General features: G+C 70.6%; 12 protein-coding genes and 2 pseudogenes. 8 read left to right on the top strand and 6 right to left on the bottom strand.

The features are described 5' to 3' along the window. Positions 1-592 precede the first annotated feature (592 nt). The 3 genes from ABVB68_RS30510 (at position 593) to ABVB68_RS30500 (ending at position 8,354) form a co-directional block, all read left to right on the top strand. Complete coding sequence (locus ABVB68_RS30510) at positions 593-6,175, top strand: Ig-like domain repeat protein (RefSeq protein ID WP_353604411.1); 5,583 nt, start codon at positions 593-595, stop codon at positions 6,173-6,175. 748 nt (positions 6,176-6,923) lie between these two features. Then, the gene (locus ABVB68_RS30505) at positions 6,924-7,169 is read left to right on the top strand and encodes an IPT/TIG domain-containing protein (RefSeq protein WP_353604410.1); all 246 of its coding nucleotides are present in this window, start codon (positions 6,924-6,926) and stop codon (positions 7,167-7,169) included. A 294-nt stretch (positions 7,170-7,463) separates the two neighbouring features. Next, positions 7,464-8,354, top strand: a complete 891-nt coding sequence (locus ABVB68_RS30500) for a glycoside hydrolase family 19 protein (protein WP_353604409.1) — start codon at positions 7,464-7,466, stop codon at positions 8,352-8,354. A 164-nt stretch (positions 8,355-8,518) separates the two neighbouring features. Here the strand turns inward: ABVB68_RS30500 and ABVB68_RS30495 are convergent, their stop codons facing one another. Beyond that, on the bottom strand, positions 8,519-9,064 hold the full coding sequence (locus ABVB68_RS30495) for a DUF5959 family protein (protein ID WP_353604408.1): 546 nt from the start codon (positions 9,062-9,064) through the stop codon (positions 8,519-8,521). A 27-nt stretch (positions 9,065-9,091) separates the two neighbouring features. Between ABVB68_RS30495 and ABVB68_RS30490 the strand changes: the two genes are divergently transcribed. Beyond that, positions 9,092-9,337 (top strand): hypothetical protein, encoded by a 246-nt coding sequence (locus ABVB68_RS30490; protein ID WP_353604407.1) that lies wholly within the window; start codon positions 9,092-9,094, stop codon positions 9,335-9,337. 230 nt (positions 9,338-9,567) lie between these two features. Here ABVB68_RS30490 and ABVB68_RS30485 read toward each other — a convergent pair whose 3' ends face one another. Together ABVB68_RS30485 and ABVB68_RS30480 are read right to left on the bottom strand one after the other, a co-directional pair. Beyond that, positions 9,568-10,143: a hypothetical protein gene (locus ABVB68_RS30485; protein ID WP_353604406.1), complete on the bottom strand. Its 576-nt coding sequence runs from the start codon at positions 10,141-10,143 to the stop codon at positions 9,568-9,570. 574 nt (positions 10,144-10,717) lie between these two features. Next, positions 10,718-11,026, bottom strand: coding sequence for a DUF7677 family protein (locus ABVB68_RS30480; RefSeq protein WP_353604405.1), 309 nt, complete (start codon positions 11,024-11,026; stop codon positions 10,718-10,720). 136 nt (positions 11,027-11,162) lie between these two features. Between ABVB68_RS30480 and ABVB68_RS30475 the strand changes: the two are divergent. Beyond that, positions 11,163-11,552: pseudogene (locus ABVB68_RS30475) on the top strand (LuxR C-terminal-related transcriptional regulator); the annotation flags it as partial. Between the two features lie 21 nt (positions 11,553-11,573). Here the strand turns inward: ABVB68_RS30475 and ABVB68_RS30470 are convergent. Both ABVB68_RS30470 and ABVB68_RS30465 read right to left on the bottom strand, forming a co-directional pair. Then, positions 11,574-12,401 (bottom strand): hypothetical protein, encoded by an 828-nt coding sequence (locus ABVB68_RS30470; protein WP_353604404.1) that lies wholly within the window; start codon positions 12,399-12,401, stop codon positions 11,574-11,576. Continuing rightward, positions 12,401-12,940, bottom strand: coding sequence for a SigE family RNA polymerase sigma factor (locus ABVB68_RS30465; protein ID WP_353604403.1), 540 nt, complete (start codon positions 12,938-12,940; stop codon positions 12,401-12,403). The genes ABVB68_RS30470 and ABVB68_RS30465 overlap by 1 nt, the downstream gene beginning before the upstream one ends. A gap of 364 nt (positions 12,941-13,304) precedes the next feature. Here ABVB68_RS30465 and ABVB68_RS30460 point away from each other — a divergent pair. After that, positions 13,305-13,611 (top strand): annotated as a pseudogene (locus tag ABVB68_RS30460) (IS256 family transposase); the annotation flags it as partial. Beyond that, a complete protein-coding gene (locus ABVB68_RS30455) occupies positions 13,608-13,853 on the top strand; it encodes an HAD domain-containing protein (protein WP_503006369.1) in 246 nt (81 codons plus the stop codon). The pseudogene ABVB68_RS30460 and the gene ABVB68_RS30455, both read left to right, overlap by 4 nt. Positions 13,854-14,122: 269 nt before the next feature. On the opposite strand, the gene ABVB68_RS30450 is transcribed toward ABVB68_RS30455, so the two are convergent. Next, positions 14,123-14,953: a hypothetical protein gene (locus ABVB68_RS30450; RefSeq protein WP_353604401.1), complete on the bottom strand. Its 831-nt coding sequence runs from the start codon at positions 14,951-14,953 to the stop codon at positions 14,123-14,125. Between the two features lie 1,111 nt (positions 14,954-16,064). Between ABVB68_RS30450 and ABVB68_RS30445 the strand changes: the two genes are divergently transcribed. After that, the gene (locus ABVB68_RS30445) at positions 16,065-16,838 is read left to right on the top strand and encodes a hypothetical protein (protein WP_353604399.1); all 774 of its coding nucleotides are present in this window, start codon (positions 16,065-16,067) and stop codon (positions 16,836-16,838) included. The last annotated feature ends 85 nt before the right edge of the window (positions 16,839-16,923 follow it).

Genomic DNA, 16,923 nt, shown 5'->3' with positions numbered 1-16,923 from the left:
CGGTGGGCACGCGGGCGTTCGGCCCGGCCGGGGTACGGTCCGGGCCGCCCGGACGTCTCCGGCGAACAGAAGAAGGACCGGCCGGCGCTGCCTGCCTGTTCCCACCTTGCTCGGCTCGGGATGGGCAGCCCGCCGATTCGGTCCCAGTGACCCATGGGGCCGTACGGGGGACAAGACCTCCTGACCCACCCTCACCCGACCGGAGCAGTCCACGCCGGAGAACCGGCGCGGGACGGCAAGTGCCGGTGCCGCAGGTGGCGTGGGGCGTCCCCGCGCGAACCGCGGACCGAGGACCGGGGCACGGACGCGGTGCGGCACCGCGGGCCCCGCCGGGCGGGGCGCCACGGCAGGCGTCGGCGTCGAGCCGGCTGCACCCCCCGTGCGCTCCGCCACCCGGGTGAACTCCCCTTGCCCTCGCGGCGGACGCCTGGGTTAGTGGAGGGACCCGTCCAGTGGCTGCCCAACCCTCCCGGGAGGAGCAGTCCCCGCTGTCTGCCGGCCGTGTCCGGCTCCGCCGGCGCGACGGGAGCTCCCCTGTTCGAACCTGCGCGAGCGGGTCAGGGCATGCCGTCCCCCAGCCGAGGTGATCGCCATGCCCACCGTTCCCGATCGCGGCGTCCTCACGGAGCCGCTCCCCCGCGAAGCACAGGCTCCCGCGGCCGTGACAGCGTCGACGGCATCCGGCCAGCCCGCCGGCGTCACGCCGGACCAAGGCCCCACGAGCGGCGGGACACGGGTGACGCTCAGCGGCCACGGCTTCAGTGGAACCACCGCCGTCCGCTTCGGTTCCCGCAGCGCGGTGAGCTTCAGCGTGCTGGACGACCGCACGATCGTCGCGGTGAGCCCGGCGGGCAACGGAGCCGTTCCCGTCACGGTGACCACGGCGGGTGGCACCGGCACCGTCGGACAGTTCTTCTACCAGCCCCAGCCGGGCCTGAAGGGCGCTCAGCCGGGCCGCGGTCCGCTCGGCGGCGGCAACACCGTCGTCCTGACCGGGAGCGACCTCGGTACGACCACCTCCGTCCGGTTCGGGCCGGTCATCGTCTCCCCGGTGTCCGTCTCCGGTCAGCAGGTCACCGTGGTCGCCCCGCCGTCAGCGGCTCCGGGCACGGTGGCCGTCACCGTGACCACGGCCGGCGGTGTGAGCAACCCGGTGTCCTACACCTACAGCGCCTCACCGACGATCTCCGGTGTCCACCCCGCCTCCGGTGTGACCTCCGGCGGTACCGTGGTCATCATCGCGGGGTCCGGACTCGGCAGCGTGACAGCCGTCAGGATCGGCGGTGTCGCCGTCACAGCCTTCAGGGCCAACTCCGACGCCCTGATCGTCGCGGTCGTCCCCCCGGGAGTGCAGGGTCCCGCGGACGTGAGCGTGACCAGCGCCTCGGGAACAGCGACAGCGGCGGGCGCCTTCGTCTACACCGTCGCCACGCGCACCACGATGTCGGCCTCCCCCGAACCTTCCGTGACGGGCCAGGACGTGACCGTCAGTGTCACCGTCACCCCCGAGGCCACCGCCTCCAGCACCCCCGGCGGCACGGTCACCTTCGACTTCGGCGACGGGTCCGTCCCCGCCGCGGTCCCGGTGGTGGACGGAACCGCCACCCACGTCCACCGCTACACGGCCACCTCCGGCAGCCCGTACCCGGTCAGTGCCTCCTACAGCGGTGACAGTGGTTTCGCCCCCTCGGCCGGGACGACGTCCCACACCGTGCTGCGGGCGGCCACGGTCACCACCACGACCTCGGTGCCGGACCCCTCGGCAGTGGGACAGCCGGTGACCGTCATCGCACGGGTACTCGCCGACGCGCCGGGAGCGGGCACCCCCACCGGGTCGGTCACCTTCGACTTCGGCGACGGGACCCCGCCCGTCACCTCGTCCGTCGTCGACCACGTGGCGACCGCTTCGCACACCTTCGCCGGCACCTCGGGCAGCCCCTACGCCATCACCGCCACCTACCACGGCGACAGCGACTTCGCCGGTTCCTCCTCACCGCCCCACGACCACGTGGTCGCCGCCAGCGTCTCCGAGACCTCCACCACACTGACCGCGGCGCCCGATCCCTCGGTGAGCGGGCAGACGGTGACGTTCACCGCCACCGTCGCGCCCGTCCCCCCGGCCGCCGGCACCCCCACGGGAAGCGTCACCTTCCTCTTCCGCGACGGCACCTCCGCCACCACACCCCTGGACGCCGACGGCACCGCCACCACCGCCCACGCCTACACCGACGTCACGGGCAGCCCCCACACCGTCCTGGCCCTCTACAGCGGCGACGGCGACTTCAGCTCCTCCAGCGGCACCACCACCCAGACGGTGGGCACGGCGGCCACCACCACCTCCGTCGCCGTCCAGCCGGGCCCCTCCGCCACGGGACAGGCGGTGACCGTGACGGCGACCGTCACCACCGTGCCCCCGGGCACAGGCGCGCCGACCGGAACCGTCACCTTCGGCTTCGGTGACGGAACCCCCTCCCTGACCGTCCCCGTCGCCGGCGGCCGAGCCTCCGTCAGCCATACCTACGCGGGGGTCTCGGGCAGCCCGTACACCGTCACCGCGACCTACGACGGTGACACCGCCCACGCCGGTTCCACCGCGGAGACGGCGCAACAGGTGCTGCCGGCCGCCACCACCACCCGGGTCGCTCTCGGCGCCAGCCCGTCGGTGACCGGGCAGGCCGTGCCCGTCACCGCCACCGTCGCCGCCGTCTCCCCGGGGGCCGGCACACCGAGCGGCACCGTCAGCTTCGACTTCGGCGACGGCGGTGCCCCGGTCCGCGCTCCTCTCGTCGCGGGAGTCGCCACGGCCGCCCACGCCTACACGGGTGCATCCGGCAGTCCCTACACCGTCACGGCCACCTACGCCGGCGACGCCGACTTCGGCGGCTCGGCCGGCACCGCCGCCCAGAACGTGACGAGGGACGGCACGACCACCTCGGTCACCACCGCCCCGAACCCCTCGGCCGCGGGCGGGCAGGTCACCGTCACCATCACCGTGGGAGCCCGCCCGCCCGGGTCGGGCACGCCCGACGGCAGCGTCACCGTCGACTACGGTGACGGCACCGACCCCGACACGGTCCCCCTCGTCGGCGGCACAGCGGTCACCGTCCACACCTACCGCGGTACCGCGGGCAGTCCCTACCCCGTCACCGCCGCCTACAGCGGGGGCACGGACTTCGCACCGTCGAGCGGCGGCACCACCCAGACGGTGAACCGCGCCCCGACCACGCTGTCCGTGTCCGGAACGCCCCAGCCGTCGGTGGTGGGGCAGCCGGTGACCTTTACGGCGACCGTCGCGCCGTCGGCGGGCACCGGCACCGTGAGCGGGACGGTGCGCTTCGACTTCGGTGACGGTACGCCGCCGGTCACCGCCGCGTCCGTGGCGGGCACGGTCACGGTCCAGCACACCTTCACCTCCGCCTCGGCGGGCCGCACCGTCACCGCCGTCTACGCGGGTGACCGGGACTTCACCGCCTCCACCGGCACCACGGTGCAGACCGTGCAGCCCGCACTGACCACGACCACGGTGAGCCAGACCCCCACCACCTCGGTCCCTGGCCAGCAGATCACCGTCGCCGCCACCGTCTCCCCGGTCGCACCCGGGAGCGGCACTCCGAGCGGAACCGTCACCTTCGACTTCGGTGACGGAACCCCCTCCGTGACCGTGCCGGTCACCGCGGGGACGGCCACCGCCGCCCACGCCTACGCCACCACCGCCGCCAGCCCCTACGCCGTCACCACCGCCTACAGCGGCGACCCGGACTTCACCGCGTCCCACGGCGGGGTGACCCACACGGTGGACCGGAGCGCCTCCGTCACGGTGGTCGACTGCCTGCCCGAACCGTCCGTGATCGGCCAGCAGGTGACGGTCACCGCGGCCGTCCTCCCCGCCGCCCCGGCAGGCGGGACCCCCACCGGTACGGTGACCTTCGACTTCGGTGACGGCACGACACCCGTCACCTCCCCGGTCGTCGCCGGAACCGCCACGATCACCCACTCCTGGGCCACCACCTCCGGCAGCCTCTACACCGTCACCGCCGACTACAGCGGTGACATCGACTTCACCGCCTCCTCGGACACCGCTTCCCACACCGTGGCGCAGGCGGACACGGAGACCACCCTCGCCTCCTCGCCCGACCCGTCCGCGGTGGGCCAGCCGGTGGTCCTGCTCGCGCGGGTGGCCGCCGTGCCCCCCGGAGCGGGCACCCCCACCGGAACGGTCACCTTCACTTTCGACGACGGAACACCCGAGGTGACAGCCCCCGTCGTCAACCACATCGCCGCCGTGACGCACACCTTCACCGGTACGGCGGGCAGCCCCTTCGGCGTCACGGCCGCCTACGACGGGGACCAGGACTTCGCCCCCTCCACCTCACCGGTCGTCGACCAGGAGGTCTCCGCGAGCGCCTCGCTCACCTCCACCACGGTCACCTCCAGCCCCGACCCGTCGGTCACGGGCCAGGCGGTGGCCTTCACCGCCACCGTGTCACCCGTTCCCCCGGCCGCCGGGACGCCGACGGGAACCGTCACCTTCTTCTTCCGCGACGGCACCTCCTCCACCGCCCCCCTGACCGCGGACGGCACCGCGAGTGCCGCCCACGCCTACACCTCGGTCTCCGGCAGCCCCTACGAGGTGACCGCCGTCTACAACGGCGACACGGACTTCAGCTCCTCCATCGGCACCACCACCCAGACGGTGACCCCGGCCGACACCACCACCGCGGTCGTCTCCTCCGCGAACCCGTCGGTCTCCGGCCAGGCCGTGACGCTCACGGCGACGGTCACCGCGGGACCGGCCGGGGCCGGGGTCCCGGCCGGCACCGTGACCTTCACCTTCGGCGACGGCAGCCCGTCCGTCACCGCCCCGCTGACCGCCGGGACCGCCCAGACCACCCACACGTACACCACAACGTCGGGAAGTCCGTACACCGTCACCGCCACCTACGACGGCGCGAGCGACTTCAGTCCCTCCAGCGGCACCACCACGCAGACGGTGGCCAGGACGGGTTCGAGCACCACGGTCGTCTCCTCCCCGAAGCCGTCCGTGTCCGGCCAGAGCGTGACGCTCACCGCGGTGGTGGCCGCCACTCCCCCGGGAGCAGGCACTCCGACCGGCACCGTCACCTTCACCTTCGGGGACAGCAGTCCGTCCGTCACCGCCCCGCTGACCGCCGGGACCGCCACCACCGGCCACGTGTACCCCTCCGCCGCGGGCAGCCCCTATGCGGTCACCGCGACGTACAGCGGCGACGGCGACCACGCTCCGTCCTCCGGAACCTCCCGGCAGACCGTGAACGCGGCCGCGACCGGCACCACGGTCACGACGTCCGACAACCCCTCACGGGTCGGCCAGAGCGTCACCGCCACCGCCAGGGTCACGGCCCTGTCGCCCGGAGCCGGCACCCCGACCGGAACGGTCACCTTCACCTTCGGCGACGGCACGACGACCACCACGGTGCTGGACGCGGGCACCGCCACGGCAGGCCACACGTACACGACCCGGGTCGGCAGCCCGTACATCGTGACGGCGAGCTACAACGGGACGAGCGACTTCACGGCCTCCAACGCCACGGCCACCCAGACGGTCGGCCAGACGTCCACCACCACCGCCGTCACCAGCAGCCCGAGCCCCGCGGTGACCGGCCAGCCGGTCACCGTCAGCGCCACCGTCCTGCCCGTCGCACCGGGAACCGGAACCCCGTCCGGCAACGTGACCTTCGGGTTCGGGGACGGCACGCCACCGGTGACGGCTTCGCTCAGCGGCGGGACGGCCACCGTCACCCACGCCTACACCAGGATCACCGGGAGCCCCTTCACCGTCACGGCCGTGTACAACGGGGACACGAACTACACCGGATCCACAGCCACGACCACACAGGCGGTCGGCCAGGCGAGCACCAGCACCGCGGTCTCCGCCTCGCCCAACCCCGCGACCCGCACCCAGCCGGTGACCGTGACGGTGACCGTCACCCCCACGGCGCCCGGGGCCGGAGTGCCCACCGGCACCGTGACGGTCGCGGTCAGCGGGGAGAAGGCGCAGACCGTCACCCTGGTCTCGGGTACGGCTTCCGTCGCCTATCCGAGGCTGAACAAGGGCGTGCACACGATCGACGCCGCCTACAGCGGGGACGGCAACTACACGGCGGCCACCGGCAGCGGCACCGTGACGGTGACGTAAGGCGTGACGGTGACGTGAGGCGTGACGGTGACGTGAGGCGGCACCGGGCGGCCGCCGCCCAGGACCCCTCGCCGCGCCACGGGGCGAAGAAGGGGGCGGATGCAACAGGACCCCGAGGGTGTGCTGTTCTTCGGACGAAGCGCGGGAGTGCGCCCCTCCAGCAGAGTTAGGTCCGCCGCCTACCCTTGCGGCTTCGCCCGGTTCCTGTGTGACTTGGAGCGTCCAACCAGCCGGGCAGCCTCCTCACAGAGGCTGACGACGGTGGGGTCCTCGCCTGCCCCTGCGCAAGGCAGCGTCGGCACCACCGGCGTCGATGGGCACCTCCGGGAGGAGTTGGACGCCCGGCCGGTGCCGCTCGTGCGGCACCGGCCGGGGTTGTTCCGACGCGACACCCGTTAGGCCGATCGGGTGCCCCGGCACCGGTGGTCTTGTCGCCGGCGTGCGGGTGTGGGTCACTGAAGGTGTCGAACCGGCGGGCCGCCCTCCCGTCCGAGCAGCAGACGGCAGGCGGCAGGCGGCAGGCGGCGTCGCCGGTGTTCCCGCGCGGATGACGCCCCTTGCCGCCCACCGGTCAACGGAGGGGAACAGCGAGGCGCGGCTCTCCGCCCCCGGCACCCACCTGAGCGGGCAGCCGCGCCGGCCGGCTCCCGCCGAGCCGTAGGGCCGGTACCCGCGCTCGGGAGACGACGGCGGCCGCTCCCCGTCCGGACGTTCCCGCGCCCGCCGAGCCCTTGTTGCAGGAGGTCCCATGCCGCCCGTGGTCAGTTCCGTGAGCCCAGCGCAGGGACCCGTGTCCGGCGGCACCACCGTCGTCATCACCGGCACCGGCCTGACAGGCGCCACCGCCGTGCGGTTCGGATCCGCCAACGCCGCCTCCTACACGGTCAACTCCGCGGACCAGATCACCGCGGTCACCCCGGCCGGAAGCACCGGCCCGGTGCCGGTGCATTCCGCCTGTCACCTGCGTTTTCCTGCCCCTCCGGCCGGTGCTTGACGAGGGTCGGTCCTCGCGTCGGTGGTTGACGAGGGTCCTCACGTCCGGCCCCGGCCTTCGCCGCAGGCGCGGGAAGTGCCGCTCGGACAGAGTTGCCGCTCGGCGAAGATCCCCGACGGGGATTCCCTGGCCAACGTTGTCACACTTATTGGTCTACACCTTGACTGGTACACACCAAAGCGGTTGAGTATGGCTCGCCATCCCCCCCACCCGAGCCTCCCCCGGACGCCGTGGCCGACCCGTCGGCTCCGCCCTGCCTCCGGTGCCGCCTGGCTCCGTAGAGGAGTTGTCTCCGTGTCGAAGCGCTGTCTCTCCGCACTCCTGACCGCGGTGGTCATCGGAACCGCGGCACCGGTTCTGCTGCCGGCCGCAGCGGCCTCCGCCGCATCCTGCTCCAGCTACCCGAGTTGGACAGCCGGCAAGTCGTACGTCACCGGCGACATCGTCCGGTACACCGACGGCAACGCGTACATCGCAGAGCACGACAACCCGGGCTACGACCCCGTCATCAGCACCTGGTACTGGGAGCCCTACGCCTGTGACGGCAGCTCCACCGACCCCTCGGGCGGCTTCGTCGTAAACGAAGCGCAGTTCAACCAGATGTTCCCGAACAGGAATTCCTTCTACTCCTACGCCGGCCTCAAGGCCGCGCTGAGTTCCTACCCGGCCTTCGCGAACACCGGCAGCGACACCGTGAAGAAGCAGGAGGCTGCCGCCTTCCTCGCCAACGTCAGCCACGAAACCGGCGGCCTGGTCTACGTGGTGGAGCAGAACACCGCCAACTACCCGCACTACTGCGACTGGAGCCAGCCCTACGGCTGTCCGGCCGGCCAGTCCGCCTACTACGGCCGTGGTCCCATCCAGCTCAGCTGGAACTTCAACTACAAGGCCGCAGGTGACGCACTCGGCATCGACCTGCTCCACAACCCCAACCTCGTGCAGACCGACGCCTCCGTCGCCTGGAAGACAGGGCTCTGGTACTGGAACACCCAGACGGGCCCCGGCACGATGACGCCCCACAACGCGATGATCAACGGTGCCGGATTCGGTCAGACGATCCGCAGCATCAACGGCTCACTCGAGTGCGACGGCAGGAACCCCGCACAGGTACAGAGCCGCGTCGACGCCTACCAGCGGTTCGTGCAGATCCTGGGAACCTCGGCGGGCAACAACCTGTACTGCTGATCCGACGCGGCCCCGCGGCCCCGCACCGCCGGTCACGGCGGGGCCGCGTCCCACCGTCGGCTGGACTCAGAACGCCCACCGGGTGTGGGTGTACACCCCGTCGTCCCGGCCGAAGCCGTAGGCCTGGGCCGGCGCCACCGCGACGCCGGCGGCGGCTTGTCCGCCTACCCCGACAGCATCGGAACCCAGTGGTCCATCACATCTCGCAGACGCCGGCGGTGGTCGGAGATCCAGTCGTCCGGTGGGACGAGCGGGACACGTACGGTGACCATGGATAGCGACTCGTCCTCAACGACCACTTCGGGACAGCCGCGCTCGCCGTCGAGCTGGATGAACAGGGACGGCCCCCTGCTCATCTCCATCCAGGCCACGTCCTCGCCGGCATCGAGCCGGTCCAGCGCGTCGGCCCATTCCTCCAGTTTCGACAGGTGCAACGCCAGGTCGGTACGGCCGGACACGAAGGGCGTCCTGACGACGATCTCAGCTTCGAGTCCGGCGGTCCACCTGGGCTTACGTCCCAGAACACTGACCGTGACGCTGTTCCCCTCGTCATCGGCGAGGAAGAGGAGTTCCGTCGGTGCACCGTCGCCCATACCTGCCCTCTCGTCGGCGGGTAGAGAGATCCTCGCCCGACCGCAGGGCATCTTCCACCCGGTTTTCGCGTGCAGCGGTTCGCGGGCCCGGCTTCTCTTCGGGCCGTCGGTCCCCATGACGGCCCGGACACTGGGCTCACCATCGTGACTGGTAAGGATGCCGCGCCCAAGCGCTCCTTGCTCGCTCTGCACGACTACGGCATGGGCGGCTCGTGGTGGTGGATACGGGCGCGCTCCGAGCGGGAGATCCTCGAGACGTTCGCCTGGGTGGAGGTGGTCACCGACCCGGCGACCACGGCCCGTTTCGACGGGGCGCTCGGCGTGGAAGTCGCGGCCGACCAGGACCGGGGCCGGCTCGGCCTTCGCGTCCGGCCGGGTCAACGGCGGTGACCGTCCGTCCTGCCCGAGGAGTCGACGAGCGCGATCGCCTCCCGCTTGAACTCCGCGGTGTACCACTTCGTGTATTTGCTACCCACCTGGTGCTACTTCCTCTGGAACCTCAAGATCCCAGACTCCAGGTGTCCACGATCAAGGGGAAGCTTCACCCCTGCCTGATTGCCACGGTGGCTGACCGCCGGTACCAGGACCTAGCCGAAACGGTGCGGTCGCCGGTCCCGGGGTCAGGAAGTGGGGGTGTCCGCGCCCCGATGGTGGCGGTCGGCCAGGAAGACAAAACTGCTGAGTAGCAGAATCCAGACCGGGAAGATCAGTTCGGACCAGCGGATGTCGATGAACAGCAGCACCGCCGCGACCAGATAGCCGAGCCAGATGAGCCAACGAGGAAAAGTATCCAGGCCGTGCCCGATGGTCGTGGTCGCCAGGGTCAACACCGCGGCCATGCGTGTGCAGTAGGTGGACAGCAGCGTGGTGACGAACTGACGCACGTACTGCCACAGTTGGAGTTGGGAAGAGCCCTGCGATGTGTCTGCCGAGGCCAAAAGCCCGTAGGTCGCTGCGGAGAGAACGAAGAGCATCGCTACGAACAGCAGGCCACCGCCCAGGAAGAGGGTGGCGAAGAACTTGTCTTCTGCCTTGCCGAAGTAGTCCCGCACCGCGCCCATGAACCACAAGAAGGTGATCCCCGCAAACGGCACCAGGCCCAGGGCCACATTCAGGACATCGCGGTGTGACGGGTCGGTCAACCAGACAGTCGCATCCGTCGAGTCGGCCGGGATTGCGTTGAGGATCAGGGCCATGGCCGTGCCCAGCAACAGGGCTGAGAGAACACCGACCACCCCTGCGACGCGTGGTGTGTGCAATGCCCGTTGCCCGTCAGCAGCTCGCAAGTCTTCCTCCGCACCTAAGAGCACCCTTGGGTATGGACCGACCGGGTCCCACAGAACTCCGCCGCAACCCAGGCGGCAGGTTCGAAGGCCCGCTGTCGAGCCCTATCGTCGTCGCAGCTCCCTGGGGCGCGCCCTCGGACACGCCCCACAGCGGGCAATCACCTTCATGGATCACTGCAGCGAGATGGGACTCACCGCAGTGGGTACAGGGGCCGGTCGGCCGTGGCGCCGACTTCAGGACCAGCCGGACTGCGGCGGCGTACGCGGCGGGCGAGCAGGCCCCGCCCTCGGCCGTGTCCGGGCCGAGGGGATCGCCCACGCGGTCATCGCCTTCGCACCCGGGACGGCGTTGGTGCACACGTGCGCATCGGGTGCGCACCTCGCCCGCACCGCGCATCACGGTGCGCACCACTCACCGCACCAGGTGCGCCTTGGCGGCGGGCGGGCCCTCTATCACACGCGTGCACGAGGACCGCTGGCTCATTCATGGACCGTGGAGTTCGGTCTCCCAAGCCTGGAACGGCGGCTCGACCTCATAGGCAGGGTCGCAACAGCTACGGATCCACTGTGCGACGCGGTACTGCGCATCCCCGTCGTTCAGCACTTCGCCGTTCGTGTCGACTTGCAGCACATTGCCGTAGATCGCGAAGACCTGCTCCAACGACGAACCGAACTGGAAGAGAGCGGATCGATAGTCGAAACCGTCGAGCAGGTCAACGTCGATGGTGCCGTTCGCCAAGTAGAAGGCGAAGAGCCGAAGCGAAGCACGCACGTCGACAGGAAGATGTCCCACCAGCGCATCATGCCTGGTGTCTACACCACCTTGGCAAGATCTTTTTGAGAACAGTGCCTAGAGCCGCCCGCCCCAACCTGGTTGGGACCCGCCCGGATGGCGGCCATCGGTCAGCTGGCGGACCGGACGCTGCCCCCGGCCTCAGGTGGCGGACTGCCGGGTGCTGATCCTGACCACCTTCGGCCGGCCCGGCTATCTGCGCCGGGCCATGGGGGCCGGGGCGGCTGGCTTCCTGGTCGAGGACGGGCCGGTGGAGGGACTGGCCCAGGCCGTCCGGCGTGTGCTCGCCGGAGAAACCGTGGTCGATCCGGTGCCGGCCGCGGCCGCGCTCAGCGCCGGGCCGAATCCGCTGACGGCCCGGGACTGCGATGTGCTACAGGCGTCGGCGGACGGGGCGAGCGTCGCCGCGAAGCTCCACCTGTCCGAGTCCACGGTCCGCAACTACCTGTCGCCGGCCATCGACAAGACCGGGACGCGGAACCGGATGAGGGCGGTGCAGGAGGCCCGACAGCAGGGGTGGTTGTGAGCGCGGCCTCCCGCGCGCCGGTCACTTCGTCACTTCCGCCGTCTCATAGGACGTTCCCTCTGGTGCCGTGCACACGAACCAGTTGGCCCCCTGGAAGCCGTCGACCGAGCGGATCGCCGATCCCGAGTCGTGGGCGGAGAACCCGTCGGCCGGCTCGGCCACGGCCGTAGTGCCGTCCTTCCAGTGGCAGGTGACCTGCCGTGCGGCCTTGGCGACGATGCCGATCACCAGCCGGCCTGAGCTCTCGCCGCCGATTCCCAGACGGGTCGCCGCGGACTCCAGGTCCGTGTCCGAGAAGTCCTCAAACTTCTCGACCGAGTTGAACATGACCTGCTGGGGCCGGCCGGTGGCGCCCCAGCCCCGGGTCGCGAAGTACGAGATTTTGCCGATCAGGTCGGCGGGCTTGCGCGCATCCGCCGGCTTCAGGCCCAGCGCGGCCATCGCGTCGAACTGCCGGTCAGCCTCAGCCTCGTCGCGCGGGGCTCCCCACACCTGGACAGTGACGTGCCACTCCTCGCCCCGGTAGGTCCCCCGCGCCAGCTCGGTCCGCTGCGGCTCGTACACATGCCGCGCCTCGGGGGAGGACGGCGGCTTCACCACGGCCACGGTCGCCCGATGGCCCCCGTGGCCGTCGCCCGGCAACCCCATCACCGCCAGGGCGCCCGTCGAGCCGGCCACCACCAGCGCCGTGGCCGTCGCCACCACCCAGCGCCGCGCCCTGCGCCGCCGACCGCGGCGCATGACCGCCTGCACCGGAGCCGTGCCGATGGCTACCTCGTCCGCAGCGTCCGCGAGGAGGATGGCGATGTCCGACTGTGTCATCTCGTGGTTCTCCCGGTCCGCGCTCATCACTTCCGCCCTCCCTGCATCACCGTCTCGGCCAGTCCTGGAACGGCGCGGAGTTTCGCGATCCCCTTGGCCGCGTTGCTCTTGACCGTCCCGACCGAGCAGCCCATCGCCTCCGCCGCCTGGGTCTCGGTCAGGTCCTCCCAGTAGCGCAGCACCACCGCCTCCCGCTGCCGCGCGGGCAGGTGGGCAAGCGCCGTGAGCAGGGTGCTGCGGTCGTCCGCCTGCGCGATCCGGTCGCCCGTGTCGGCCACCTCGTGTGCCAGGCCCGAGTCGTCGCTCGGTGCCAGGAACTCCTTCAGCCGTCTTCTGTGTCGGCGCGCATGCGCGTTGATCATCACGCGCCGTACGTACGCCTCCGGGTCGTCGGCCGAGCCGACCCTGCGCCAGGCCACGTAGACCCGCTCCAGCGTCGACTGGACCAGGTCCTCGGCGGCGTGCTGCTCCCCCGTGAGGAGAAATGCCGTACGCATCAGCCGCGGCCAGCGGCCGGCCATGAAGCTCTGGAACTCCTCGTCCCGAGCCGACTTCCGATCCCCCATGGGCACCTCCTGTATGCCAGTAGGAGTCCACGGGCCGCCCGGACCGTTGCCTCATCCGGCGGAACTCCAAGAAGTTTTTCGCGCGGCCACACCCGCATCAGCACCGCCCCGCCCAGCAGTGGGCGTCCCAGTTGAGCCGGTCCGGGCGGGTGGGGTGGCCGCCAGTGCCCCAGGCAGGGCTGAGGTCGAAGCGGTACCACAGTGGCATGGAGCGCATCAGGAGTGCGCTGCGTAGCGGCGTGCTGGGGGGCGTACGTCCAGCACGCATGGTGTGAGGCTTCGTCGTCGGTGAGGCTGTTGTGCCCCCACAGCGGTGAGCGCCCGTCTTCCTGATGCCAGCCGGTCTCCTGCCTGAAGACCATGCGTGAAGAAGGCCACCGACGAGACCGATGAACTCCTGGCGCTCCACGACTTCCCCGCCGAACGCTGGATCCACCTCAGAACAACGAACCCGACCGGATCCACCTTCGGCACCGCCAAGTTGAGGACCCGGGGCACCCGCGGAGCCGGCAGCCCCGCAGCGGCCCCGGCCGTGGTGTTCAAGCTCACCGAGTCCGCCCAGACCCGCTTGCGCGCGATCACCGCGCCCCGCCTCGTCGCCCTCGTCCGCAACGGCGCCACATTCCACAACGGCTAACCTCGTCGACCGTCCCGAGGTGAGCGCAGCATGACCAGGCACGGGAACCGCCCACTGCTCTTCCTGGACGTCGACGGGCCGCTCCTGCCATTCGGTGACGACCCGCAGCGCGATCTCGCGGGCACCGCATCGGACTCCCACCTGGCGCGGCTCAAGCCGCAGATCGGGCCGCAGCTCGCGGCGCTGCCGTGCGACCTGGTCTGGGCCACCACCTGGGAGGAAGAGGCCGATATCGAGCGGGCACCGCGACCGGCCTGCCGCAGTTGCCGGTCGTGAACTGGCCAGAGCCCTCAGCCACCCACGAACGCGAAGGCCAGTGGTTCGGGCCTCCATGGGAAGACGCGAACCCTCGTCGCGTGCGCGGCCTTACCGACCGGCGAGCTCACCGGGACGCGCTCGACCTGGGGCGATGCGTCGCGGTCGTGTCAGGGATGGCCTGCTTCCTTCTCGGATGTCGGGCCGCCGGTAGGCGCCCTGAGCCTCGCGGACACCCGGCGTCACGGCATGCCCGCACCGTGACGCCCCGGCTGCACACTGCGGACGGGCTACGTCATCAACTCGATGTGCGGATGCTCGGGCTCTGCCGGGCAGACGAACAGATGCTGCCGGTAGCCGCTGCCTATCTGGACCCCGGTCGCGTTGTAGCCGCGGTGGCCGGGGTACGGTCCTGCACCTGGGTGGGGGTGCGGAGACCAGCTGTTCCCGGCGTCGTCCCCTTCCTCGAACGTGGCGACGGTCATCAGGACCTCCATGTCGGTGCCGCACTCGGAGCAGGGCTGCGGGCTGGGGTCGGTGGAGTCCCAAGCCGGCCAGCCGCCGACCTTCCAGCCGGGTGCGTTGGACAGCACGCAGTCGTAGTACGTGTCCGGGTCCATGTCTTCCTCTGCTGCCTGCGGCACACTCCACTGCTTGAGCTGCTCCTGCAGTTCTTCGCTCAGCTCCAGATGGTCGGGGTACTCGGTGATCTGCTCCGGTTCGAGCACGCACGGTTCCGGTAGATAGCCGCCGAACTGCACTGCGGGCGGCTCGGGGGGCGTGTCGAGGATGTCGGTGACGGCCGCTGCGGAACGCCAGAAGAGCAGGGTCCTGGGCATGATCGGATGATCGAAGGGGCACCACAGAACCTGCAGCAGGTCCTTACCCTCCGGCGGGCTCAGATCGGGCACGTCCCGTGCGTAGAGCTGCGCGACGGGCAGCATCGCTATGGGGCCGTCGTACGCCTGGACCGCCAGCCTCACCGGGTACGTCTGAGGTGGCCGGATCCGCTCGAGCGTCTCCCGTTCCTCGGGAGTCAGGTCCCGGCCGTGCGAGGCGGCGAAGATCCGTCGTTCCAGCCGCAGATCCGCCGGGGGGCGGGCTGGGTTGATGCCGTCCACCTCATGCGGTTCCTCGCAGTGCGGCCACGCTTCCTCAGCGGGCCACAGCAACGGCCCGCCGATTGAGCTGTCGTGCCACGTCGGCGCCCCAGGGCGGGGGTGCAGGCGAGTCGCCGTGCGGGCCAGCGGGGCCAGTTGGGGAAAGACCGCGACAACGTCGATCGGCCGTGGCGGAGTGACAGGCGTGACATTCATGGCCGCAATCTTGCCAATCGCCTCTGACAACGGCCCTCGTGGCCGCCCCACGAAGAGCTCCGGCCCGGGCGCCACCCGGGAGAGCCCCACCGCCGGTCTGTCGTTGGTAGACAGCCCGCGAGCAGGTCCACGATCGCCGCGTGGATGTCCGTCCACGTGCGCGGTTCGCCGCCACGTACCTCCTGGGCAGGGACGACCTCGACGCGTCCGTTCCGTCCGCACCGCCGCCACCGCTGGTCAGGGGATGGTCCATCACGATCTCCATCGGGCGGCAGGCCGGGGCCGAACCCCTTGAAGTTGAGCATCTCGCCGATGGTGAGTACGTAGAGGGCCCTGGTGCCGCCTGACGGGGGGGGAGGGCGGCAGCAGGGCCGATCTTCGGATAACCGTAGCGCTGAAGTGCTGTCAGGGGCGGCGAAGCGGCAAGCACCTGCGACGCGGCGGTCTAGGGCCAGAGGGGTCGCGACCTCCCGCGATGACCGGCTCAAGCGCACTGTCAGCGTCAGCCTGCATGAGCAGCGGCAGGTCGACCGCTCCAGTCATCAGCCATGACGGAGTGGCGGTTGGCGGCCGAGGCCGGCAGCGCCACCACCCCCACGGCCTGGAACGCGCCGTCCGGCACGGCGCGGCCCCGTCGCTTGACACCTGGGAGCCCCGCGGCGGCGTCGTGGGAGAGGACGGGACGCCGGCGACGCGCTCGGCGAACGGCTCGGTGGGTGGCTGACAGGACGGTTCGGTCTGCTCACGCACAGGGACGGCTCACCTGTTCGCTGGACCAGAGGGGTTACAGGCATATGCCGCAAGTGATTCGTGGCCGGATTCGCTGCGGGAAGTGCTTACCGTGACCCCGTGCGGGCATATGCCTCGACCTGTGCGTGAATGCCCGCCCTTCGATCGTCCACGAAAGGAGCGAAGTGTGAACGCCTGCTCAAGTGTGAAACGGAAAGTGGCGCTCGCGGTCCCCACGCTGACCGCCATCGCTGTCTCGGCTGTCCCTGGACCGGCATTCGCCGCCACCGCCACGGACCACTGGGGTGTGATCACCCGCAACACGATCGGCTCCCCCGTCGCCGCCTTGCGGAACGGTCCGTTCGGCTCATTCGGCGTAACCGGCCCCTCAGCGAGGCCACCCTACGGAACGGGCAGCCTCGGCATCGAGGTCGCGGACAAGTCCACCTCCCTCACACCGCCCAGCGAGAAAGTCGACTTCGGCAACGAGGTGGACTTCTACGGCGCACCGGTACTGGGACTGAACCAGGTCGGGTTCCACGTCTTCCAGACCGGCGAGAATGTCTCCTACGGCGGCCCAGGGAACATGCCGAACATCAGGTTCGAGATCAACCCGAAGCTCACCACGGCCCCGGCCACCACCTACTCCACGATGGTGTGGGTGCCGGACCCCTCCCCGGTGACGGACCGGTGGAGTCCCTACCTCGACGCCACCACTACCGGCAAGTGGTTCCTCACGGGTAACGCCGGCACCGTGACCGGCTGCAACCAGACCACCATGTGCACCTTCCCGCAACTGAAGACCGCACTCAACGACGGCGGCCCGGCCCCGACCATCTACACCGCCGCGGTCGGCAAGGGCCGAGACAACATGTGGATCGGCGCCGTCGACGGCCTGCGGATCAACCGCACCATCTACGACTTCGAAGCCGGGGGAGTCAGAACTCTCCGCGCCAACTGAGCGCTTAAGGGGCCGCGCAGATAGGTCGGGGGAACGGGTTGCGGACGGGACAGGCACAGGTTCCGCGATCATGGAGTTGCGACGC

Origin of the sequence: Streptomyces sp. NPDC096012, from assembly GCF_040426375.1 — a bacterium.
In the GTDB taxonomy this organism is placed as follows: Bacteria; Actinomycetota; Actinomycetes; order Streptomycetales; family Streptomycetaceae; genus Streptomyces.
Note: the sequence above shows the minus strand (reverse complement) of the source record. Positions and strands in the feature narration are given on the sequence as shown.

Bases quoted from the DNA above. Each gene is read 5' to 3' on its own strand.
- ABVB68_RS30510 (WP_353604411.1), top strand. From the start codon at position 593: ATGCCCACCGTTCCCGATCGCGGCGTCCTCACGGAGCCGCTCCCCCGC.
- ABVB68_RS30505 (WP_353604410.1), top strand. From the start codon at position 6,924: ATGCCGCCCGTGGTCAGTTCCGTGAGCCCAGCGCAGGGACCCGTGTCC.
- ABVB68_RS30495 (WP_353604408.1), bottom strand. From the start codon at position 9,064: ATGGGGACCGACGGCCCGAAGAGAAGCCGGGCCCGCGAACCGCTGCAC.
- ABVB68_RS30485 (WP_353604406.1), bottom strand. From the start codon at position 10,143: ATGGCCCTGATCCTCAACGCAATCCCGGCCGACTCGACGGATGCGACT.
- ABVB68_RS30470 (WP_353604404.1), bottom strand. From the start codon at position 12,401: ATGAGCGCGGACCGGGAGAACCACGAGATGACACAGTCGGACATCGCC.
- ABVB68_RS30465 (WP_353604403.1), bottom strand. From the start codon at position 12,940: ATGGGGGATCGGAAGTCGGCTCGGGACGAGGAGTTCCAGAGCTTCATG.
- ABVB68_RS30455 (WP_503006369.1), top strand. From the start codon at position 13,608: ATGACCAGGCACGGGAACCGCCCACTGCTCTTCCTGGACGTCGACGGG.